General features: G+C 43.9%; 25 protein-coding genes and 1 riboswitch. Of the genes, 11 read left to right on the forward strand and 14 right to left on the reverse strand.

The features are described 5' to 3' along the window. Positions 1-2: 2 nt before the first annotated feature. The 4 genes from L1D21_RS11800 to arcA all read right to left on the reverse strand — a co-directional run bounded on the left by L1D21_RS11800 (position 3) and on the right by arcA (position 2383). Positions 3-458 (reverse strand): DUF2846 domain-containing protein, encoded by a 456-nt coding sequence (locus L1D21_RS11800; RefSeq protein WP_239845443.1) that lies wholly within the window; start codon positions 456-458, stop codon positions 3-5. Positions 459-586: 128 nt separating this feature from the next. After that, the gene (locus L1D21_RS11805; protein ID WP_239845444.1) at positions 587-886 is read right to left on the reverse strand and encodes a hypothetical protein; all 300 of its coding nucleotides are present in this window, start codon (positions 884-886) and stop codon (positions 587-589) included. A gap of 7 nt (positions 887-893) precedes the next feature. Next, positions 894-1211: a hypothetical protein gene (locus L1D21_RS11810; protein ID WP_239845445.1), complete on the reverse strand. Its 318-nt coding sequence runs from the start codon at positions 1209-1211 to the stop codon at positions 894-896. Between the two features lie 452 nt (positions 1212-1663). Next, positions 1664-2383: a two-component system response regulator ArcA gene (arcA, locus tag L1D21_RS11815; RefSeq protein WP_239845446.1), complete on the reverse strand. Its 720-nt coding sequence runs from the start codon at positions 2381-2383 to the stop codon at positions 1664-1666. Between the two features lie 575 nt (positions 2384-2958). Between arcA and L1D21_RS11820 the strand changes: the two genes are divergently transcribed. The 3 genes from L1D21_RS11820 to L1D21_RS11830 all read left to right on the forward strand — a co-directional run bounded on the left by L1D21_RS11820 (position 2959) and on the right by L1D21_RS11830 (position 6295). After that, on the forward strand, positions 2959-3390 hold the full coding sequence (locus tag L1D21_RS11820) for a DUF3293 domain-containing protein (RefSeq protein WP_239845447.1): 432 nt from the start codon (positions 2959-2961) through the stop codon (positions 3388-3390). A gap of 132 nt (positions 3391-3522) precedes the next feature. Beyond that, positions 3523-3699, forward strand: a riboswitch (Lysine riboswitch). 131 nt (positions 3700-3830) lie between these two features. Beyond that, on the forward strand, positions 3831-5186 hold the full coding sequence (lysC, locus tag L1D21_RS11825; protein WP_239845448.1) for a lysine-sensitive aspartokinase 3: 1356 nt from the start codon (positions 3831-3833) through the stop codon (positions 5184-5186). Next, positions 5186-6295, forward strand: coding sequence for a succinylglutamate desuccinylase/aspartoacylase family protein (locus L1D21_RS11830; RefSeq protein WP_239845449.1), 1110 nt, complete (start codon positions 5186-5188; stop codon positions 6293-6295). Before lysC ends, L1D21_RS11830 begins: the two co-directional genes overlap by 1 nt. Positions 6296-6566: 271 nt before the next feature. Here L1D21_RS11830 and asnC read toward each other — a convergent pair whose 3' ends face one another. The 5 genes from asnC to L1D21_RS11855 form a co-directional block, all read right to left on the reverse strand. Next, the gene (gene asnC / locus L1D21_RS11835; RefSeq protein ID WP_239845450.1) at positions 6567-7028 is read right to left on the reverse strand and encodes a transcriptional regulator AsnC; all 462 of its coding nucleotides are present in this window, start codon (positions 7026-7028) and stop codon (positions 6567-6569) included. A 122-nt stretch (positions 7029-7150) separates the two neighbouring features. Next, a complete protein-coding gene (gene rluA / locus L1D21_RS11840; protein ID WP_239845451.1) occupies positions 7151-7828 on the reverse strand; it encodes a bifunctional tRNA pseudouridine(32) synthase/23S rRNA pseudouridine(746) synthase RluA in 678 nt (225 codons plus the stop codon). A 74-nt stretch (positions 7829-7902) separates the two neighbouring features. After that, positions 7903-8190, reverse strand: coding sequence for a hypothetical protein (locus L1D21_RS11845; protein WP_239845452.1), 288 nt, complete (start codon positions 8188-8190; stop codon positions 7903-7905). 75 nt (positions 8191-8265) lie between these two features. Next, the gene (locus L1D21_RS11850; protein ID WP_239845453.1) at positions 8266-8811 is read right to left on the reverse strand and encodes a class I SAM-dependent methyltransferase; all 546 of its coding nucleotides are present in this window, start codon (positions 8809-8811) and stop codon (positions 8266-8268) included. After that, complete coding sequence (locus L1D21_RS11855; protein WP_239845454.1) at positions 8786-9196, reverse strand: hypothetical protein; 411 nt, start codon at positions 9194-9196, stop codon at positions 8786-8788. The genes L1D21_RS11850 and L1D21_RS11855 overlap by 26 nt, the downstream gene beginning before the upstream one ends. 248 nt (positions 9197-9444) lie before the next feature. Here L1D21_RS11855 and L1D21_RS11860 point away from each other — a divergent pair, with 248 nt between their 5' ends. Together L1D21_RS11860 and L1D21_RS11865 are read left to right on the forward strand one after the other, a co-directional pair. Then, positions 9445-10434, forward strand: coding sequence for a 2-hydroxyacid dehydrogenase (locus L1D21_RS11860; RefSeq protein WP_239845455.1), 990 nt, complete (start codon positions 9445-9447; stop codon positions 10432-10434). Between the two features lie 90 nt (positions 10435-10524). Continuing rightward, positions 10525-11262, forward strand: coding sequence for a dienelactone hydrolase family protein (locus L1D21_RS11865; protein ID WP_239845456.1), 738 nt, complete (start codon positions 10525-10527; stop codon positions 11260-11262). A gap of 20 nt (positions 11263-11282) precedes the next feature. Here the strand turns inward: L1D21_RS11865 and L1D21_RS11870 are convergent, their stop codons facing one another. Both L1D21_RS11870 and L1D21_RS11875 read right to left on the reverse strand, forming a co-directional pair. Next, positions 11283-12254 (reverse strand): magnesium transporter CorA family protein, encoded by a 972-nt coding sequence (locus tag L1D21_RS11870; protein WP_239845457.1) that lies wholly within the window; start codon positions 12252-12254, stop codon positions 11283-11285. 69 nt (positions 12255-12323) lie between these two features. Then, the gene (locus L1D21_RS11875; protein WP_239845458.1) at positions 12324-12869 is read right to left on the reverse strand and encodes a mechanosensitive ion channel family protein; all 546 of its coding nucleotides are present in this window, start codon (positions 12867-12869) and stop codon (positions 12324-12326) included. Positions 12870-13067: 198 nt separating this feature from the next. On the opposite strand from L1D21_RS11875, the gene L1D21_RS11880 reads away from it, so the two are divergent. The 3 genes from L1D21_RS11880 to ahpF all read left to right on the forward strand — a co-directional run bounded on the left by L1D21_RS11880 (position 13068) and on the right by ahpF (position 16329). After that, the gene (locus tag L1D21_RS11880; protein ID WP_239845459.1) at positions 13068-13811 is read left to right on the forward strand and encodes a fused MFS/spermidine synthase; all 744 of its coding nucleotides are present in this window, start codon (positions 13068-13070) and stop codon (positions 13809-13811) included. 202 nt (positions 13812-14013) lie between these two features. Beyond that, entirely contained in the window at positions 14014-14583 is a 570-nt protein-coding gene (ahpC, locus tag L1D21_RS11885; protein ID WP_239845460.1) for an alkyl hydroperoxide reductase subunit C, read from the forward strand. A 180-nt stretch (positions 14584-14763) separates the two neighbouring features. After that, positions 14764-16329, forward strand: coding sequence for an alkyl hydroperoxide reductase subunit F (gene ahpF / locus L1D21_RS11890; RefSeq protein WP_239845461.1), 1566 nt, complete (start codon positions 14764-14766; stop codon positions 16327-16329). An 81-nt stretch (positions 16330-16410) separates the two neighbouring features. On the opposite strand, the gene L1D21_RS11895 is transcribed toward ahpF, so the two are convergent. The 3 genes from L1D21_RS11895 to L1D21_RS11905 all read right to left on the reverse strand — a co-directional run bounded on the left by L1D21_RS11895 (position 16411) and on the right by L1D21_RS11905 (position 18829). Then, entirely contained in the window at positions 16411-16608 is a 198-nt protein-coding gene (locus tag L1D21_RS11895; protein WP_239845463.1) for a cytoplasmic protein, read from the reverse strand. 152 nt (positions 16609-16760) lie between these two features. Then, a complete protein-coding gene (locus tag L1D21_RS11900) occupies positions 16761-18182 on the reverse strand; it encodes a cytochrome C biosynthesis protein (RefSeq protein WP_239845464.1) in 1422 nt (473 codons plus the stop codon). Positions 18183-18397: 215 nt separating this feature from the next. Further along, on the reverse strand, positions 18398-18829 hold the full coding sequence (locus tag L1D21_RS11905; protein ID WP_239845465.1) for a hypothetical protein: 432 nt from the start codon (positions 18827-18829) through the stop codon (positions 18398-18400). Positions 18830-19150: 321 nt separating this feature from the next. On the opposite strand from L1D21_RS11905, the gene L1D21_RS11910 reads away from it, so the two are divergent. From L1D21_RS11910 to rlmC, 3 genes are all read left to right on the forward strand, one after another. After that, a complete protein-coding gene (locus tag L1D21_RS11910) occupies positions 19151-19615 on the forward strand; it encodes a MarR family transcriptional regulator (RefSeq protein ID WP_239845466.1) in 465 nt (154 codons plus the stop codon). 20 nt (positions 19616-19635) lie between these two features. Then, positions 19636-20820: a glycerol-3-phosphate dehydrogenase/oxidase gene (locus tag L1D21_RS11915; RefSeq protein ID WP_239845467.1), complete on the forward strand. Its 1185-nt coding sequence runs from the start codon at positions 19636-19638 to the stop codon at positions 20818-20820. A 133-nt stretch (positions 20821-20953) separates the two neighbouring features. Further along, positions 20954-22090 (forward strand): 23S rRNA (uracil(747)-C(5))-methyltransferase RlmC, encoded by a 1137-nt coding sequence (gene rlmC / locus L1D21_RS11920; protein ID WP_239845468.1) that lies wholly within the window; start codon positions 20954-20956, stop codon positions 22088-22090. Positions 22091-22261 lie beyond the last annotated feature (171 nt).

Here is a 22261-nt window from a genome sequence, read left to right on the forward strand (position 1 = left end):
TATTAGCTGCATTTTCCTTGTTTTGCCATTTTTAATTTTGAGACCTCTTTTTTTCCTTTTTCTTCATCAATCAGTTCTAAACCTGCTCCACCTACAAAGGCTCCAAATTTCATATATTGCCGAACAAAGTAATTCTTTCCTGATTCGATCTGTACTATTAGGTCATTAGGAGAAAACTCTGACTCAGTAGAAACCTTGTAATCCTTATCTCCAAGTAGTTCAACGTAGAAAAACACGTTGGGAGCACTTTCTCCGATACATTCACCATCTACCCAAATATCTTTTTTTAGGGCCCCCCCAAAGCCACCTGAACGATAAATATACAGTCCAGATTTGTCATTAGTGGGAACTTTAAATTCTTTGGCTTTGTTTGATGTTTTTGAATCTTCAAGTGGAACAGATGCACAGCCGGATAGAATGGATATCATTAAAGCTGATGCTAGTATTTTAAGTTTCATTTTTATGCCCTAATTTGTAATAGTAAAATATCGTTAGATACATGATTTAATGTTTGAATAGGAATTGCATGCAAACCGTTATTTTTTAATCTAGGAAGTTAGGGTGGTTATGCATGTTCTTAGAGTTGTTAACTCTTACAATAGGTTGATTCAGCTACATAAGTTACCGAGTGGCCAACAAGATAGGTATTTGCAATATACGTATTAATTTGTGATTCGCACCATTGCAATGCATCTCCCATACTTTCATAACCTTTACCTGGGGCATTCCAGCACTGTTTTAAGTCACGTTCACGGTCACTAGCAAGCAAGGCGCTTGATTGTGTAATTTTACAAGAGGAATAAGTTGATTTAGATGAGCCATCTGAGTTTGAGCCACCACAGCCGAATAAAGCAATGGCAACCGAAGTTAAAATTATTCTTTTCATTGTTAACCTATTGCTGAATGTTGAAGTTTTTTTCAAAAATAACTCGACTATTACAAGGGACTTCGAAATAGTCATGAATCATATTTTTTACCAAAATTTCCAAGTACGTATGACCTTCACATTGAAAAGAAAGACCTGAAGATGGCTTGATATCGAATTCTTTCCCATAGATATCAATAGTGAAAGAGCTACCTGAAAAATTTTGCACAGACAAAGTATCTGATTCTGTGTTGATTAGAGAAATGTTTTCAATTGGTGGTGCATCTTGAGCAGTTGCATTGAGGGATATTAGCCCAATGGCGAAGGCTAAATTCTGTAGTTTCATTTTATCTCCTTGTAAAAATTGAAACTAAATTACCGAGGTTAAAACCAATGTCTTCTGGAGGATGAACTTAGATAAAGATAGGTTTGGAAAGAGGTTATGTTCTGGACAACTCAATCCATGAGTTAAGTTCTATATCCCGTTGTAACTTAAGGTGAAATATCTTCCACCAATCAACGTACCATAATTAATTTGTATTATCTATTAAAAGTGAACCTTGAATTGCCATTACTTAACCAGAAGGCTTTTGGTTTATTTTGGTACTGATCACCGGGGATAAGTACAGTCCATGTACAAATACCAAAACTATCATCTGACCTCCATTGATGGAGGAAATGCCAAAAATGTAGGGAACATTTTGGTGCCTGGGTTTTGGCACTCTTTGTTTATAAGAAGTGTTCCAGACACAAAAAAGCCAGTCGTTAGACTGGCTTAGTTTATTAAAGGAGAAGTGATTAGGCTTCTTCTAAGTTACCGCAGAAACGATAGCCTTCACCATGGATCGTAGCGATGATTTCTGGCGTATCTGGCAAGCTTTCGAAGTGCTTACGAATACGACGGATAGTGACATCGACAGTACGGTCATGTGGCTTAAGCTCACGGCCTGTCATCTTCATCAATAAGTCGGCGCGAGTTAGGATCTTGCCTGGGTTTTCAACGAAGTGCAGCATGGCACGGAACTCACTGCGTGGCAGCTTGTATGACTCGCCTTGTGGGCTAACCAAAGAGCGGCTGTTGATCTCTAAGCTCCAGCCATTAAAACGATAATATTCAACTGCGCTTTTCTCTTCGGTTTCAGCACCAGTGCTGTTAACTCGAGTTAGCAGGTTACGTGCACGGATCGTTAGCTCGCGAGGATTGAATGGCTTAGTGATGTAGTCATCTGCGCCAATTTCTAGCCCTAAAATCTTGTCTACTTCGTTGTCACGGCCAGTGAGGAAGATTAGGCCTATATTATTGATTTCACGAAGTTCACGGGCTAGCAAAAGTCCGTTTTTACCAGGAAGATTAATATCCATAACGACGAGGTTAATCTTGTTTTCCTGCATGGCTTTATGCATTTCTGCGCCATCATTGGCTTCAGTTACCACATATCCTTCAGCCTCGAAAATACTTCTTAGCGTGTTCCGGGTAACGGCTTCATCTTCAACGATCAGAATGTGCGGGTTTTGCATATTTAAGTACCTAATATTGATTTAAATCCGTTCTAACCATGAGCGCGGCTTTAATGGCGCCCTACTTGTCGTGTTGACAATTACTGATTCACGCAGGTGCATTCATAAAAACAGGTTTGAAACAGCAACACACTTCATGATTAGTAAAGTATGCGTATCTATCTATAAAGAAACGCGAACTGCATTCACTTCGATTAACAATAGCCGGAAATAGTTCCTCAATAACTATTAATTAATTTCAAGTTTCAATGCTACAACAGCCGAAGCTCACATTTTATACAGGAAATTGACTAACTTTAGGTTACAGCGTCTGTAATCAGACAAACCAAAAGTATTTCATCGTCTTGATGAGTAGAAGCGAACCAACATTCTTATTGTACTCGCTTTATCCATTTGTTAACAAATGAAATGTTAAAAAATTTATGTTGAGATTTGACTTAAATCACATTATTTAGAGTAAGTATCTGTTTTTAAGGGTATTGATGAAATTTAATAAAGTGATCTCTTTCACAGCTATAGGTTTTTTCAGCGGTTTTGCTATAATCTTTCGAATCTAATTTAGGAATAATTTAGTGATGAGCACTGCAACCGATCATGTTTGGCATTGTTACCAACAAACCCAGTTTTTGCTAACTCAACCGCTTTCTCCCGTTTTATCCTTTGCTATTGTCACCGCCCACAACCCTAGAGGTGAAACCCTCTCAGCCCCTCAAAATCGCTTACTCGACAGACAGCTACAACTTCGAATTGAAACATTAAAGCATCCTTATCGCTCGCTGGTGGGCAGTTCACTGGATCTAAGTCATATGGAGAAAAGTTGGGCTATTCCAATGGATAAGCGTGATGCCGTTGAACTGGCTAAAGAGTTTCATCAAAACGCGATTTACTATATTCAGCAGGATCAACTGCAATTAGTGCCTTGCTTGTTATCTTATCCTGAATTGTCTTTAGGGCATTTTTCTGCTCGGGTTCACGTAGTAAGCGAGTTACCGGATCTTTGTGCGTAAGCACTTAAAATGGCGACTTCAGCGCTATGAACTATCTTATTAGGTAAAAATTTAACTGTTACATTCAAAGTCCATTGACTTACTAGATAATTTTTTGCTAATTTCCACACTTCTTAGTCTTTCAGGAGATTGAGATACAGAAGAGGAGCGTTAACTAGGTAGTAAGCTAGAGGAGTCCAAACTCCTGTGACGGTTTATGAGGGAGATTAACGCCGAGATAGGCACTGGTTTGGTTACATTTGCTTATCGGTCGTCAGGGCTGAATCCCGTCGATTGTCACCTGTTTTTTGGTGGAGAGCTTCTGGTGGTGATCGCTGTTTCCCGTCTTGGGGTGCGTAATCTTTGCACCAGGCTCTTCGAACGAAGTTGGTTCGGAGCTTAATCATGTTTTCTTTATCTGTGTTAACGCCTATCTCAAACAATCAAGTTGAGGTGAGCTAATGTCTATTGTCGTCGCTAAATTTGGTGGTACTTCGGTTGCTGATTATCAATCGATGCAGAAGTGTGCCGATATTGTTCTTGCCAATCCCAATACCCGAGTGGTTGTTGTTAGTGCCTCCAGCGGTGTGACTAACTTATTGGTTGAGTTGACTCAGCCAAACATCGACGATGATCGTCGTAAGCAACTGCTGAAAGATATCGCTTCAATTCAATATCGAATTCTGGATGAACTGGGTCACCCTACTGATGTTGCCGCCCGTGTTGATACAGTGTTGAGCCGTATTAGCGTGTTGAGCGAGTCATTAAAAGAGCAACCAAGCAAATCAATTATGGATGAGTTGCTGGCTCAAGGTGAGCAGTGTTCTTCAGCGTTATTTGCTGCCGTGCTTCGTGAAAAAGGCGAGTCAGCTTCGGCGTTTGATGTGCGCCAAGTGATGCGTACCGACAGCCATTTTGGTCGTGCAGAGCCACAAATTGAACAAGTTGCTGCGCTTTGTGAGCAACATTTAGCGCCATTGCTAACTAGTCAGCGTATCGTGACTCAAGGCTTTATTGGTTCAGATGTTAACGGTGCAACTACAACCTTAGGCCGTGGCGGTAGCGATTATTCTGCGGCGCTACTGGCCGAAGCATTATCTGCGTCAGCGGTTGAGATTTGGACCGATGTTGCAGGTATCTATACTACCGATCCCCGTTTAGCCCCTAACGCTCGTCCGATCAAAGAGATCAGCTTTAATGAAGCGGCAGAGATGGCAACATTTGGTGCCAAGGTGTTGCATCCCGCTACAATTTTGCCTGCGGTAAGACAAAAAATTCAGGTCTTTGTGGGTTCTAGTAAAGCTCCTGATCTGGGCGGTACTTGGATCCGTCACCAAGTCAGTGATGAACCGATTTATCGTGCAGTGGCGGTGCGCCGCGATCAAACGCTACTTAATTTACACAGTCTGCAGATGCTGCATGCTCAAGGTTTCCTTGCGGAAACATTTGCCACACTTGCTCGCCATAAGATCAGTGTTGATTTAATCACGACCTCTGAGGTGAACGTTTCACTTACCCTAGATAAAACCGGTTCTGATTCGGCTGGTAATAGCCTGCTTAACGAATCATTGCTGCAAGAGCTATCTCAGCATTGTCGTGTGCGTGTTGAAGATAACCTTGCCTTGGTTGCTATTGTGGGTAACAAAATTGCTTCAACCGCAGGGGTATGTCGCCGCGTATTTGAAGTGCTTGAGCCACATAATGTACGCATGATTTGTCAGGGGGCTAGCCCGCATAACTTATGTGTATTGGTCGCTGAGTCTGAAGCGGCGCAAGTGGTACGTTCATTACACGAAAACCTATTCGAAGGCGCGTAATGAAGCCAAAACGTAGTGCGCTAAAAGTGGGCGAGTTAGCGACTGGGCAAGATCTTGACTTGCCCATTTTTCAGTTTGTACCACCACAAATAATCGGCCCCAGCGTCTATATTCAAGCCAATGTTCATGGCGCCGAAGTGCAGGGTAACGCCGTTATTTATCAGCTGCTTAAATGCTTAGAGCAAAGCGAAATATTAGGTAAAATAACTCTAGTACCTCTGGCTAATCCTTTAGGGATTAATCAGAAAAGCGGTGAGTTTACCTTAGGCCGTTTCGATCCTATCACCGGGGTTAACTGGAATCGGGAATATTTAGACAGTCAACTGGATATCGCAGCTTGGTATCAAGCTCATAGTGAGTTGGACGATAATGAGTTAATTATGCAATATCGTGCTCAGTTAATCGCCGATTGCCAGCAGCGCCTGCAACTTTCTTGGGGTGTCACTACCGGTCACCGACAAGCGGTGAGTTTACAACAGATGGGACATGAAGCAGATATTGTGCTGGATCTGCATACTGGGCCTAAATCCTGTAAACACTTGTATTGTCCTGAGTACGACCTGCCAGCGGCTAAGTGGTTTTCAATTCCTTATACCTTAGCTATCCCCAATGATTTTGGTGGTGCAATGGATGAGGCGATATTCTGTCCTTGGTGGCGCTTAAGTGAATATCTAAAATCCCAGGGGCGCGAACTTAAGGTGCCTGTGTCAGCTTTTACCCTTGAATTGGGCTCTCAGGAGCATATCGATTTGGACGATGCGCAAGTTGATGCTGAAGGTATCATGGCGTATTTGAGTCACCGTGGGGTGATTGCCGATAAGGTCGATGCGGCTAAAATGCAGCGACAGGCCTGTTACCTGAAGGACTATAAGAAGTTTCATGCTCCCATGGGCGGCATGGTGCAGTATCAGGCGAAGTTAGGGCAAGTATTGGCGGCTGGTGAGCCATTGGCGCAGGTTTTACGCTTGGATCAATATGGCAGCGATAACGCGTTAACCAGTTTGAGTTTGCCACAGGACTGCGTACCAATTTTACATTTTGCTTCCGCCTCAGTTTATCAAGGGACAGAGCTTTATAAAGTGATGACCAATCTGTTTGATATTGATTGAGTTGTTGTTGAATAAACAGAATTAAAAAGGAGCCAAATGGCTCCTTTGTATGGATTATTTCTTAGCTTATGTCTATATACCAATCGCAGTAATTATCTGATCATTCTTGCAAGTTAAAATCGCCGATAACCGTGTTGTAAATTTTGTTATTAGAATAACTAGTTACTGCAATTTACGCCTTGTTCTCGACAATTATTCCTGTGCCCATTCTTTTATAAAGCGGGCTGATCACTAATTTACTTTGATTGGTATTAGATTGTTTTTAGGAGGATCAAGGCTTCACTGCCCTAATGATGGGATTTTGTAGGCTGATTAGTGTTTCGGTTGATTGGATTTCATCGATCGACTGAATTCGGTTAATCAACACATGCTGCAGTGCATCAATCGACTGACACATCACTTTGACAAAAATACTGTAATTACCCGTGGTGTAGTAGGCTTCCGTCACTTCATCCAGTGCATTGAGTTTAGCTATCGCGGCGGGGTAATCACCTGCGCTTTTGAGGTTAATGCCAATAAAACAGCAGACATCGTAGCCTAAGGCTTTAGGGTTCACTGTGATTTGCGCACCCGTGATAATACCCGCCTGTTTCATCTTTTCCACTCGCACATGAATCGTTCCGGCGCTGACACCAAAGCGTTTAGCCAGTTCGGCGAAAGGGGTGCGGGCTTCTTCCATTAGCGCCGAAAGAATCTGGTTATCTAGCTGATCACGTTGAAATGAACTATCCATAAGTAATTAATCGTCAATCAATAATATTGTTGATTAATTTACGGTATTTTTTATCAAACGGCTAATAAAATGGCGTATTTTATTCGTAGATCACGATTTTTCATTGAGCGGTATTATTAGATTTACTGAAGTTCAGTAGTCTCTACAAACGGGATTTCGGTAGCGAAGGTCATAGTTTCGCCGCTGTAGGGGTGTTTGATGGTTAATGACTGGGCGTGCAATAGCAGGCGAGGTGCTAGGCTTTTAGCCAATGGATCGGCATAAAAGTTGTCTCCCAGAATAGGGTGTCCCAATGCCATAGTATGCACCCTAAGTTGATGGGAACGCCCAGTTATTGGAGTAAGCTTGACTAAGGTTGAACGTTTGGCGCGGCTTATCACTTCAAACAGTGTGGTCGAAGGCTTACCTATGTCATGGTCTACTTTCTGTTTTGGGCGATTAGGCCAATCACAAATTAACGGGAAATCTATACTGCCAGCCTCGGCTTTGACATGGCCAGCGACCCGAGCGTAATAGGTTTTCGCCGTTTCTCTCTCTCTAAACTGGCGCTTCAATTCACGCTCTGCACTGCGTCTGAGCGCGACAACTATGATGCCTGAGGTTGCCATATCGAGACGATGAACAATCTGTGCGTTGGGATGATCTCTTAACACCCGTGAGTAGACACTGTCATGATAGGCCGCTTCGCGCCCAGGCACAGATAATAAGCCTGAAGGTTTGTTGACCACTAAAATATCTTTGTCTTGATGGATGATATCGAGCCAAGGGGTCGTGGGAGGATTGTAGTGGAAGTCGGCCATAGTCAGTTTATCTATAAATCAGCGGCAGCAAAGATACCTGTTACTGCTGCTAGTCGCAACTAAATGCTCATCAATTAAAGGCTGTGACCATTGATATGCATAATGGCGAAGGTCCACACCACAAATGCCAGTGACAGATGAATAAAGGCGTAAATCGATTGATCTAACTTTTCCATCCCTTTGGCCGACCAGATCAAATGGCCATGCAGTAAAATCACTAGCGGAAACAGCATAAATAGCGGGTAAAAACCTATAGGGTTAGCATCGCCCAAAATCGGTCGAGACAGTAATGACCATACCACCATAAATGCAGTGATAAGCGGTGGTGCAGCGAGTCGGTACTGTTCTGGATAGGGAAACATCTTGCATCCTTTTGGGTATGTCATCTCAACAGTAATCCATTGATGATTGCTATTGATATAAGGCGATAATCCAGCTTACTTTTGTGCGATAAGTTGCGCTTTAAAGCAAGGCTTATCTTCACAGCCTACATTACCTTCAAAATAGTGCAAAGGGGCAAATTGTTCGAACTGCTGTAACAGTTCCTTGGGCTTGAGTAAAAAGTGCGGGTTTTTGGGGCGCCCATGGAGGGCTTGCTCGTTGATAAAAGTCTCGTAAACGATAAAGCCACCGGGTTTGATAGCCTGTTTAATTTGCTCGAATAGGGGACGATGTAAATAGTTAAATACCAATATCAGATCATATTGATTGGCAGCTAAGTATTCCGCTTTTGCGACTTCAAGTGCGGGAGTGTCAGTTTCAAGATCCACACATAGCTGCAGACAGTTTGCTGGTATGGGTTCAAGACGGCTTAAATCTCTATCGATAAAGGTCACTTGCGCGCCTGTCTCGGCTAGATATAAACCATTACGGCCGCTGCCACAGGCTAAATCGAGCACTCGGCTTTGATCATCTAAATTTAATTGGTGTAGATGTTGGCTGAGTAGTGTTGCAGGCTCAGCCTTTAATCTCTTTTTTTCCATCGATTCTTCGCCTATGGATAATTGAATAGTGTCTTAGGCCAGCTGGACCGTGAGACACCACCACCGAAAGCAAGACAATAATGATCACCAGCTCATGTTGATAACTGGCTAATGGAATAAACAGTAGCAGAAGTCCCAACTTCACCAGCGTTAGAACGCCTTTGAGTTGGATTAACCATCGCCAATCACGGATGATTTCCCATAGCATCAATAGCGCGCCTGTGACCATTGCTAGCATCCAGTAGTGGGTCCACGTTTGATTCACTGCATCAAGAATAATGCCGCCGCCAGCACCGACGACACCGAGAATATGTAAGGCACGTAAACTGGTTTTACTAAGGCGTTGCAGCCAAAACTGCTTTTCGGAAATTGCTTGGCGTCCCATCTGTGCTATCAGTTAGTTAGGTTTAAAAATTAGCTTATCAGGAAACAGGCTTAAAACACATTTGAAAACTCAGGCTCTAGTTTGATTATGTTGAAATTGTGGGTTGGGCAGCATTTATTCACATCTCCTGTCACACTTCTTAGATGAATCGTTCAATCCCCACTTAGCCTTGGTTATACTAGAAAAAACAGCATTAAATCGTGCTATAGCAAGCTCAATATTGGCACTAATAACATTAGGTGATGAAAATGAAGATAGGATTTTTTAGTTCCAAGCATTATGACATGGAGCACTTCAACCGAACTAATAAGGCGTTTGGCGCGCATATCGAGTATTTTGATTCACGCCTGTGCATGAAGACGGTGAAATTGGCTTTAGGTTATGAAGTGATCTGCGCCTTCGTGAATGATTCGCTTAATGAAGAAGTATTGACTGAGCTAGCTCAAAATGGCACTAAAATCATTGCTATGCGCTGTGCAGGGTTTAATAACGTTGACTTGGATGCCGCTAAAGCATTGGGCTTAAAAGTGGTGAATGTTCCTGCCTATTCGCCAGAGTCTGTGGCTGAACATACCGTCGCCTTGATGTTGACCCTTAATCGTAAAGTGCATAAAGCTTATCAGCGTACCCGAGATGCCAACTTCTCATTAGAAGGGCTGGTGGGATTCAACATGTTTGGCCGTACTGTTGGGGTGATTGGTACTGGTAAAATCGGCGTGGCGACGATTAAAATTTTGCAAGGTTTCGGCTGTAAGGTCATAGCCTATGATCCCTTTCCGAATCAGGCCGTTATCGATTTAGGCATTGAGTACTGTAGTTTGGATGAGCTTTATCCGCAGAGTGACATCATCAGTTTACACTGTCCTTTGACTAAAGATAATCACCATTTGTTGAACCAAGAGAGTTTCAACAAGATGAAATCTAAGGTGATGGTCATTAACACCAGCCGTGGTGGTTTGCTTAATGCCATCGACGCCATGGAAGCGTTAAAAACCGGTAAAATTGGCTCATTGGGACTAGACGTATACGAGAACGAGAAAGATCTGTTCTTTGAAGATAAGTCTAATGAGATGATTCAAGATGATGTGTTTAGACGCCTATCGGCTTGTCATAATGTGATTTTTACTGGTCACCAAGCGTTCCTTACCGAAGAAGCGCTCGGTGCGATTGCCCACACTAGCTTGAGTAATATCCAGCAGCTTATCAATGGTGAGCCTTGTCCAAACCAGTTGTTTTAAATTGAGTTAAAACAGACGGGTTTTAACTGACAAGCATGTCCTAGGCTGATAAATTAGAGCTTGAAAGTTTATCAGCCTGAGGGCATGAATATGATGGTTAAACAGCAAGTTCACGATATTGATACCCCCACAGGGCTGATGAGATGTTATCTCTACCGTCCCGATGCAGAAGGGGCGTTCTCAACCATTATTTTTTATTCAGAAATCTTCCAGCAAACAGCCCCAATAGCCCGCGCGGCGACCATGTTAGCTGGCCATGGTTTTGTGGTTTTAGTGCCTGAAGTATTCCATGAACTTAATCCTATCGGCACCGTATTAGCTTATGATGAGGCGGGCAAAGATAAAGGTAATCTCGATAAATTCACTAAATACTTAGAGCATCACGATAGTGATACTCAGGCCTTAGTCGAGTTTGCTCACCGTCAGCCATTTTGTACCAGCCATGTTGGTGCCATGGGCGTGTGTATCGGCGGTCACCTGGCTTATCGTGCGGCGTTAAATGATGATGTTTTAGGCGCTTTCTGTCTTTATCCTACCGATATTCACTCTAATACCTTGCCTTGTAATCAAGATAATGACTCTCTGACTCGCACCTGTGATATTCAGGGGGAGTTGGTGATGGTGTTTGGTAAGCAAGACCCGCATGTGCCAGAGGCGGGTCGTAATACTATTCATAGCCAATTGATTAAAACGGGTCGCCGTTTTACTTGGCTAGAGGTGAATGCCCAGCATGCCTTTATGCGTGACGAGGGAGACAGATATGATCCGCAGTTGGCGCTGCAGATGTATCAACAAGCGATCGCTTTTTTCCATCGTGTGCTGCGTTAAAGATGTTATACAGATTGGTATTACAACCACTTTCGTTTTCTGAATAGCCAGATCAAAACCGCAGTAATAGAGAGCATGACTCCCCAAACTATAAAGTATCCATCTTTATGTTTTAACTCGGGAATATATTCGAAATTCATGCCGTAAATACCGGCTATGAAGGTCAGTGGCACAAAAATAGCGGTAATAATGGTTAACACTTTCATGATGTTATTTAGTCTGTGTGCGCTGATAGAAATATAACCGTCGATGAGATCGCTAGAGACTTGATAGAACAGGTCTGCCAAACTGGCGGCACGGTGTTGATGTTCACACACATCATAAATTTCATGGGCTAAGCTGCTATCAAACGGCACTGAGGGCTCATTGCGTAGCGTATCGAACAGCTCAACATGATAATGAAAGTTACGTCTTAATCGGGTGAGATCTGTCTTGTACAATACGACTTCAGAAAGAATCTTATCATCTGCAGTTGTGAGCATTACCGCTTCTAACTCTTCTAAGCGTGCTTCTAAATCGAACAGGATTTTATGGTAACGCTTAACCACGAAACGGCTGATTTTCAGCGCTATGCCACCGGTTCCATTGGCAAAGGATATTTCACCTTTCTCAACCGCATTCATCGCTCGCTCGATACTTAATGAACGCTCTAAATGGCGGGTAATAATAAAGCGTTCGCTGACAAACAGCGCCAGCAGGATATTGTCACAGTTAATAGAATCTGAATCGGCAGACAGACCACGCAGCACCATGAAGGTGTGATCGTCAAAGTCTTCAATTTTGGGGGGGTGACGATCGCGGGAGGCATCTTGCAGTGCGAGGTGATGTAAGCCAAAGGTTTGTTGTAGCATGGTTTGCAGCGTTGGCGTGAGTTCGCCTTCGATATTGAGCCACAGCACGGCATCATCACTTTGCTTCCAACTGGCAATATTGGCTTCAGCGCCCTTGCTGAGCGATTGATCTTTAGGGTTGTAGAGTAAGGTTGTTAACATGCTTGCACCTCATCAATGGGGCGTTATTCGGTCACAAGTTATGACTGAAAGTTGAGTCCAGCACAGCGCTTAATCGCTTTGCACTTGAGTATGATCTTTATCTTGTGTTTGAGGTTGAGTTTTTGCCGCTGTTTTCGGCAGTTTCAATACACCTTTTTGTAGCATCAAGTTGTTAGGGTAGGTGATGACGATTTTGTCTTGGCGTTTAATTAACACATGAAACAGGCTGATTTCAACGATAACACCGCTTACATCTTCATCTTTATCAATAACTTTAATGCGATCGCCAATGCGATAAGGGAACACGAAGAAGATTAAGATCCCCGCGGTAATGTTACTCAAGATCGACCATTGAGCCACCAATGCCACACCTAATACAGCAAATACCGAGGAGATAAACAAGGAAACTTGTTGATACTCGATCCCAAGAGAAACCACGGTTAAACAGGCCATCACGCCGAAAAACAGGTAGCTGATATACTGAGTGACCAGCTTAGCGCGGGTATCAGAAACCTGCTTATTGACAGCCAGTCTACTGATCCAGTGGCTGATCAGTCGCTGACCGAATATGAATAGCGCGATATACAGTGATGCAATAACAAATGTGTTGGTCATAAAACTATCGATTGTGGAAACATGAGAAGTTAAACAAATACTACAACATTGATATTTATGCAATGAATCATAGGTTTGGTCGAATTTGTCTGGAGTAGATTTACTAAATGCCTGTGGTTCTGAGGTCAATTGCTTCATAATGGAGGCTGTTTAATGGCGTGCTTAATCCTTTGCAGCGTGCCCCTTTCTGGAAAAAGCATGACAGATTTTCAAGCCATATATCGCAGTGAAGATGAGTTTGGTCCTTTAATGGTGCTTGAGGACAAACAGATGCGCATTCTTTCCTTTGGTGATAATGATGAGCAAAGCAAGCTGCTAAAGAGTGCACCGCATATACCTCAGCATACCTACCTTCAAGCTATGTTATTGGTGCTGCTATATAAAAAGCCTAAGCGAGTCATAATATTAGGCTTAGGAGGTGGAGGTTTAATTCATGCGCTGCGTCATTTCGATAGGGCAATCAAAATTACCGCAGTAGAGCTGAGATCGGCGGTGATTGATATTGCTCAGCGCTATTTTCAACTCCCTAGCGGCAAGAAACTAACCCTGATCCATCAAGATGCTACTGAGTTTTTGGTGCAGCGAGAGCATAAACAAGTGGATGTGATTTTTGCCGATATATATGGCGCTGATGGGGTAGATGAAAATCAATTAACCGAAACTTTTATTGCTAATGCGGCAAGTTTGATTAAATCAGATGGATATCTGGTATTGAATTGTTGGAAAGAACACAGCAAAGACCAACAGCTTTTGTCTCTATTACAGATTCATTTTGCCGAAGTGAGAGCCTGTTTAACCGGTGGTGGCAACTGGGTTATTCTTGCAGGTAAGGTGGCTCAAGATATCTCCAGTAGCGGCCTCAAAGCCCAAGCACAGCAGCTATCATTGCAGCTCGACTTCCCATTAAGCCGGAGTTTGACCCGTTTCGAATTGTGGCAATAACAGTGTGATGTTCCCTTTCGGCTAATCGGTTTTTCTGTCATATAAATAGTTCAATCATAAAAATCGATTAGTATGATAGTTTTTACCCGTTATCTTTAATTATTCTTCCTCGCTATTATTTCTCCATCGACAACGCATTAGGGCTCGCTAACAAGCTAACCCTCGAAGTTTATTTAAGTTAATAACGTAAATGGAGCATCAAATGACACAATCTATTATCAATACCCAAATCAAGCCTTTCTCTGCAACTGCTTATCACAATGGTGATTTCGTTTCAGTTAGCGAACAAGACTTGCTAGGTAAGTGGTCTGTAGTTTTCTTCTACCCAGCTGATTTCACTTTTGTTTGCCCAACTGAACTTGGTGACATGGCTGACCATTACGAGAAGTTACAGTCTATGGGTGTTGAAGTTTACTCTGTTTCTACTGACACTCACTTCACTCACAAAGCATGGCACGACAGCTCTGACACTATCGGCAAGATCAACTACCCAATGATCGGTGACCCAACTGGTGTTATCAGCCGTAACTTCGGTGTGATGATTGAAGAAGAAGGTCTAGCCCTACGTGGTACTTTCGTTATCAACCCAGAAGGCGAAATCAAAGTGGCTGAAGTACATGACCTAGGTATTGGTCGTAGCGCTTCTGAGCTAGTTCGTAAGATTCAAGCAGCTCAGTATGTTGCAACTCACGATGGTGAAGTATGCCCAGCAGCATGGCAGCCAGGTGAAGAAACTCTAGCTCCATCTTTAGACCTAGTAGGTAAAATCTAAATCTACTGCGTCAACCCCATTGGATAAGGCCTCATCTCCCTTATCCTTTGGCCTAGTCCCTTACTAGGCATCATTTTCTCCATGCCGACTTAGCCATCCCCCTGCAGGTTGAGTCGGCATTTTATTCCAAAGCATTTAATAAATTTACTCATGAATGAGTGACAGAATTTAGGAGTTTTCATGTTAGATACGAATGTAAAAAATCAGCTGACTACTTATCTGCAAAACCTCAAGCGCCCAGTTGAACTTGTCGTATCAGTAGATGACAGTCCTAAAGCACAAGAATTAAAGTCTCTGGCTAATGATATTGCCGGATTATCAAATTTAGTGTCATTGACCGAATCAGCGGGTGAGCGCACCCCGTCGATGACAGTAACCAGTAAAGACACTCACAGCCAGATCACGTTTGCAGGTCTGCCTATGGGACATGAATTTACCTCATTGGTACTGGCGTTGTTGCATTCTGGCGGCCACCCGATCAAACTTGATCAAGATGTGATTGCGCAGATCCGCGATCTACCTGGTCAGTACCATTTTGAAACCTATGTTTCACTCAGCTGCCAAACCTGTCCTGAAGTGGTACAGGCGTTAAACATGATGTCGGCAATTAACCCTAACATTACTAACGTGATGATTGATGGGGCGCTATTCCAAGAGGAAGTCGACCAACGCAATATCATGGCGGTACCTTCAGTTTACCTGAATGGCGAACCTTTCTCTGTAGGTGGCATCAGTGTCGTTGAGATCCTCAATAAGTTAGATGTTAATGCGGCTAGTCGTAAGGCTGAGCAACTTAATCAGAAAGAAGCTTTCGACGTATTGGTGGTTGGCGGTGGCCCCGCAGGCGCATCGGCTGCCATTTATGCGGCGCGTAAAGGCTTACGTACTGGTATTGTGGCCGATAAGTTTGGTGGCCAAGTGGCTGAAACTGTGGGTATCGAAAACTTTATTTCGGTTAAGGCGACTGAAGGCCCGAAATTAGTGGCTAACTTAGAAGCTCACGTACATGAGTATGATGTCGATATCATGGATAACCAACGTGCCTTGAGCCTGAAATCTGGTGAGTTATTTGAATTAGAGCTTGAAAGCGGCGCACTACTACGTAGTAAAACCATTTTGCTCGCCACTGGTGCTCGCTGGCGTGAAATGAATGTGCCTGGCGAACAAGAATATCGCGGTAAAGGTGTAGCCTATTGCCCACACTGTGATGGTCCACTATTTAAAGGCAAGCGCGTTGCGGTCATTGGTGGTGGTAACTCAGGTATCGAAGCGGCAATCGACTTAGCGAATATTGTTGAACATGTGACTGTATTAGAGTTTGATAGCAAGCTGCGCGCCGATGAAGTGCTGCAACGTAAAGCGGCTTCAATGGGTAATATTGATATTATTACTCAGGCTATGACAACAGAAGTGACTGGTGATGGTACACGTGTAAACGGCCTTAACTATACCGATCGCACCACAGGTGAAAGCCACCATGTCGAACTTGCCGGTATCTTCGTGCAGATTGGTTTGGTACCGAATGCGGAGTGGTTAAAAGGGACCATCGAGCAGACTAATCGTGGTGAGATCATTGTCGATGCTAAAGGCGAAACTTCATTACCAGGCGTATTTGCTGCCGGTGATGTTACTAACTCGGCTTACAAGCAGATCATTATCGCTATGGGCAGTGGCGCAACGGCATCATTGGGTGCGTTCGATTATCTTATCCGTCACAGCGAAGAAAGCAGTGAAAAAGCAGCTTAATTAAAGCCTGTTTTATGAACAAGCCCTCAATGTTGAGGGCTTGTTTGTCTTTATAAAATGCGATTTTATCTTTGTGCTTATCTATGCTGTTGTAGCAATAATATGGCCGCTGTTGCCCACAGGTACGGGTTGCGCCGGTGCAGAAGTTGCCTCGATAAGCTGCATTATCATTTGACCTTCAGCTTGCTGTTGTGATTTGGCGATTTGAGCGACTTTCACTCCAACACTACCGTGATTTAAGTTAGGTTGCAGATCATGACTAGTGACTGAAATGCTCATAGTGACTCCTTGATGGCTGGCAAAATCTTGATGGCAGATTTATCGGCCTAAAAGCAAAAAACTTGAGAATGGATATTAAAGTCCATTCTCAAGTTTTAGCGGGCTATCATTATACTCAGCTTAAGCCCTAGTATTGGTATAAAATTGCTAGCTTAGGCCTTTCTAGCCAGTAGTTTACGCGTCAAAGTGATCATAAATGTCAGTCCGATAGAGGCGACAATTAAGCCTATTGCTAAAGTAACATCTTGCAGGGCGTTAGGTTCAACAGCCAGAGTTCCCCCTAGACCTATCATCATGATGCCAGACATTAACTTGAGTGTTTGCCCCTCTTTCTCGGTCAGTTTACGTTTGCCAAGGGTCGCGCTAAAGGCAATAACGATGATCGCCAGTGGAATAACGTAAACCACGTTATAGAAGACTAAGTAAAGATAACGCTCGATAGCCGGTAGGTCATGCATCGACAGCACACTGGTGTAGATCATCGGAAAGCCTGCAGTACAAAGCAGTTCGTAGGCATTGGCTAAAATGGCCAGCACAACGGTACCCATAATCATAGCGGCCATACTGCTGGCACTGGTGAGTTTCCCCATGCGCTTAATCAGTCCGGTGCGATTTTCAGCCGACATAGATAGGGTGACATCGCCTTTGGTTCCAAAATAGTCTTTGATATTTATCACACCGGCGATCAGCGCCAGAATACCCGCTCCGAGAATAATCAGCCCGCCATCGCTGCCAGCACCTAATAACTGGAAGATATTCAACCAAGCGATCATAAACAAAAAGTAGATTAAGCCAGAAAAGAACACGAAGATGCCACCGACGATCAGCATGCGTGTACGGCTCTTGGCATTGACCATAATCGACAGTAAGAACAACAGCACGAAGAAGGCGCAGGGGTTAAAGGCGTCGACGCCGGCAAGCACGACGGTCAGAACGGGTAGTGATAACTTCTCTGGTGCAACCACACCCACAATCGGCAGGTCTACTGGTTGAACGCTGCTGACTGGCGTAGCTTCAACTGGGGTTAAGTCCAGATCACAGGTGCCAGGTTCACTGCTTTGTTCACAAGTACCAAATAGAGGGGCTGCTTCAGTACTATTGGTGGTGACTGTGCTGTCCATCTCTGCTTGGCTGAGTTTACCGCCTAACGAGAGGTAGCAATTCTTTAAGTTTTGTAAGATAAATTGCCCGGTAACCGCTTCACTGCTGTAGCCCATGGTGGCTTTTTCACAGGAGGCGATATAAGGGACTGAGCGTGGTGGTGTGCCCGTTTCTTCGGCGATTGCTTGCCATTTATCCATGGTGCCAGCGGCAGAAACCATGTGAGATTCAAGCTCAATCCAAGGGTATTTTTCGGGCAGAGCATCGATAAATGGATGCGCTTCGGCGCAGTGTGGGCAGGTTTTAGACCAGAAGAAATACAGTTTAATTTTTAGCTGACCATCGGCATCGACATAGTGCCAAGTCTGCCCCGTTTGTGCATTGCTAGCGATAGCCTGAGTTTCGGAAGCTTGGCTCAATGAGGGAACGCAGATAAAGAGTATTAATAAGCAAAGATAAAGCGATCTTAACATATTCCCTCCTCGGGAAGTTTTGCCTGTTTCATCACAATGTTTGGTGGCGGAGAACCATGTAAGCAGTGTACTTCGAGGCAAAGGAGGGAGAATGAGCGTATGTCGCAGATTTGTAATCCTATCCACTAAATATGCTAAAAATGTTAACTAAAACAGTTTTTTTAAAGTCAGAGTAGGTTTAAGCCGTTGTTAATAATTGCTGTGTTGACTTAAGGTTATTCGAAGCTGCGAGCTTGAGTGCTGTTATCGGCAATAGCTGCATAATCTTGCTCTTGCTGGCACCAGTGCAGGCTAACGGTACGTGAATCTTCTTTGCCGGCGGTGAGTAGGCGTGTCACGATTGGTGATTGAACCTCAGATTTAGTCAGATAGGTTTTGACTCTTTCTATGCGGCGATTAGCTAACCAGAGATCATACTCTTGCATCTTAGCATCTTTGTCGCCCTTAAACAGTGGGAACTCGATTAACAGGTAACCCGAATCTGATTCGGTTTGTTGAATAAACTGCTGAAGTTGCTGGGCATATTGGCTGGCAAAATAGGAGCTATTGACTTCAAAAGGAATATCAACCGGAGTCACAGGTTGTGAGCATTGCGCGTAAGCCTGACCTACGAACAAACAAGAGATAGTCACTAATAGTCGCTTCATGGGAAACTGCTCCAATCTAACTTTAGAATATAACCCTAATTAATGCAGGCAAGTTAGGGGATTACAAAGATAAAATCAAGTATGATTTTATCTTTAACTTTATATACTTAGCTTGGCCAGAGGATGTGTTTGTTAGCGTCATAATTTAGACGCCAGATATCCCAATGGTTTTACTTGGTAATCGCAGGTTGCCGTTATCTAAATGACAAATTATTGACTGTCAAAAGTTGAAAGCTTCCCTTTGATAAATTTTCACTTTCGGGCACATTGCAGTAAACTTTATAAAAGTTGTGTGCAATTTAATAATGGACAAAGTCAATTATGAGTCAATCCGTTTCCCGTGATCCACTGGCATTAGAAAATCAGGTTTGTTTCTCTCTTTATAGTGCGGCTAATGCCATGATGAGAGCTTATCGTCCCCTGCTTGAACGTCTCGATTTAACTTACTCTCAATATTTGGCGATGTTAGTGCTGTGGCAGCATCAGGGGATCAGCGTTAAAACCTTAGGTGACAAGCTTCATTTAGATTCGGGGACTCTGACGCCTTTGTTGAAGCGACTCGAGCTTAAAGGTTTAGTGTCTCGGGGGCGAAGCGAGTCCGATGAGCGAGTAAGAGTGTTGCACCTCACCGAAAAAGGTGCGGCGCTTCATCAACAGGCGCTAGCGATTCCTGAACAGATGCGCTGCAAATTAGGCGGCGAGCCTGAAGCGTTTATCGAGCTTAAGCGTCTTTGCGACAAAGCCTATGGCTATTTGACACAAACCGAAACCGATAAAGCGGATTAAGATACTGAGGGAGTAGCAGTATGGATGCTGTGGATATCGCCATTATTGGCGCTGGAATAACCGGAGTAGGTATTGCCCAGCGAGCGCAAGCAGCGGGCTATCGGGTGCTATTACTGGAGCAAGGCGGTATTGGCGAACAAACCTCAGCTAACTCCAGTAAGTTGATCCATGGTGGGTTGCGCTATTTAGAAAATGGCCAGCTGAGCTTAGTTAGACAATCTTTGGCTCAACGTAAGGCGTTATTAACCTTGGCGCCAAAACTGGTTAAGCCGGTTCCATTCTATATCCCCATTTATCAAGGTAGTCAGCGGGGGCCATTAGCGATTCGGGCGGGATTAAGTCTGTATGCCATGTTGAGTGAGTTTGATACCTTGGGGCACTTCAATGCGGTTGATGCTAAAGAGTGGCCGTCGCTAGGATTAAAACTCAATGGTCTTAGAGCGGTATTTCGTTATTGGGATGCGCAAACTGACGATCATCAGCTCACGGTTGCGGTGGCTAAAAGTGCGCAAGCGTTAGGGGCGCAGATCAAGACTCAAGTACAAGTTGAGCAAATTAGCCATGACCATTCCGGTTGTGTGTTGAGTTTCCGTCAATCCGATAAAACCATCTCAGCTGAGCCACAACAGATTTTTGCAAAATGTGTTATCAATTCCACCGGCCCTTGGGTCAATCAAACGCTGGACTTAGTCTCACCTGCCATTGAAAAAGTGGATATTGAACTCGTGCAGGGCAGTCATCTGCTTTTAAATATTCCTCCGCCTGCGGGGATTTTATATTTAGAGTCTATCTTCGATAAGCGAGTGGTATTTGTGATCCCTTGGCAGGGGAAAACCTTGATTGGCACCACGGAAACCGCCATCGATAGCCCTGATAAAGCTGGGATAACCCAAGCTGAAATCCATTATCTACTGGGTATATACGCTCATTATTTTCCTCAGCATGGCGATGAGAATCATCTGCGAGATAATATCGTCAGGCATTACTGCGGCATTCGAGTGTTACCTAAACAGCAAGGGGATGCTTTCGATCTTCCCAGAGAAACTTTAATGCGTAGCTCTAAGTCTCACCCGCATATTTTAACTATTTATGGCGGTAAGCTAACCACTTTTAGGCACACAGCTAAAGAGGCGTTGCAATGGGCTAGTGACCGATTGGGTGTTAGGCCGATTAAGGCCGATGTGGATAAGCTATCTTTAGATTAGCTTCGGCTTAGGCGTTAGCCCTGTCAGAGGGAAGAGCCACTTGAGCACCTTTAGACTAGCGTTGGAGGTGATTTTTAATCATAAAAGCGCTACAGTGTGGCGCCTTTTTATCTAGAGCGTGAGTTGATTTGTTGTGAAATGTGCCTATTTCGATGCCAAACAGTGCTTATCTTGCCGTCACATTCAGACGCCGCTGGAACAGCAGCTTGCGCAAAAATCACAAGTGCTTAAAGAGTTGCTTCAAGGCTTAAACGTCGAGCAATGGCTAGCGCCAGTATTTGGGCCTGAAAACGGTTTCCGCAATAAAGCAAAAATGGTGGTATTAGGCGCGGCGCATCAGCCTATTTTAGGTTTGGTTAGTCCGGCAGGCGAGGCTGTGAGTCTATGTGATTGTGCCTTGTATCCAGAGGATATGCAGCGGCTACTGTATCGCTTAGAAAAGTTTGTTCAACAGGCGGGAATACCGCCTTATCGTGTCGATAAAGCCAAAGGCGAGCTTAAGTTTATTCTATTGACCCGCAGTCAGGTGCGTGGCGAATATATGCTGCGTTTCGTGTTGCGCTCAACCAATGCCATTGAGCGTATTGAGCGTGAACTGCCGCAGTTACTGCAACAATTTCCGCAGATAAAAGTGGTGTCGGTTAACCTACAACCTGTGCATATGGCTATTTTAGAAGGTGAACAGGAGATTTTTCTGACTCAGGCGACGCGACTCGAGGAACGTTTTAACGATGTGCCTCTGTATATTCGACCTAAGAGCTTTTTCCAAACCCACCCCGAAGTGGCCGAAAAACTCTATCAGACAGCTAGAGAGTGGACGACGCAGTTAGCACCTAAGGCGATTTGGGATCTGTTTTGTGGTGTTGGTGGCTTTGGTCTGCACTGCGCGTCCAAGGATATCGCCTTAACCGGTATTGAAATTGAGGCCGAGGCGATAGCTTGTGCCAAGATGTCGGCCGAGGCCATGGGGCTGGATAGAGTGGAGTTTACTGCACTGGATTCTACCGAGTTTGCCAGCGGCCGTGATGCCAACAATAAGCCTGATGTGATCATCGTTAACCCACCTCGCAGGGGCATAGGTGAGTCACTTTGTACTTCTCTTAGCGAGTTTGCTCCCAAGGCAATCTTATATTCCAGCTGTAATCCTAAGACCTTAGCTAAAGATTTGCGCTGCATTTCAGGTTATCAGGTCAGCAAGGTGCAACTGTTTGATATGTTTCCGCACACAGATCATTTTGAGGTGTTAGTGCTCCTAGAAAAAGCACTTTAGTCAGCCTGTCACTAAATCGTCACTTAACTGCCATAATCTATAATACCCATTAAGATCATTATCCTTGGTGAAAATCACTCATAACATGGTGAGTATTTTTCAATGGGAGTGACGACTCGTTATCATTGATGTGTTTTTATGGTGTTTTTGATTTTTAGTGGCTAGCTTCAG

Source organism: Shewanella sp. Isolate11, assembly GCF_022398315.1.
Classification (GTDB): domain Bacteria; phylum Pseudomonadota; class Gammaproteobacteria; order Enterobacterales; family Shewanellaceae; genus Shewanella.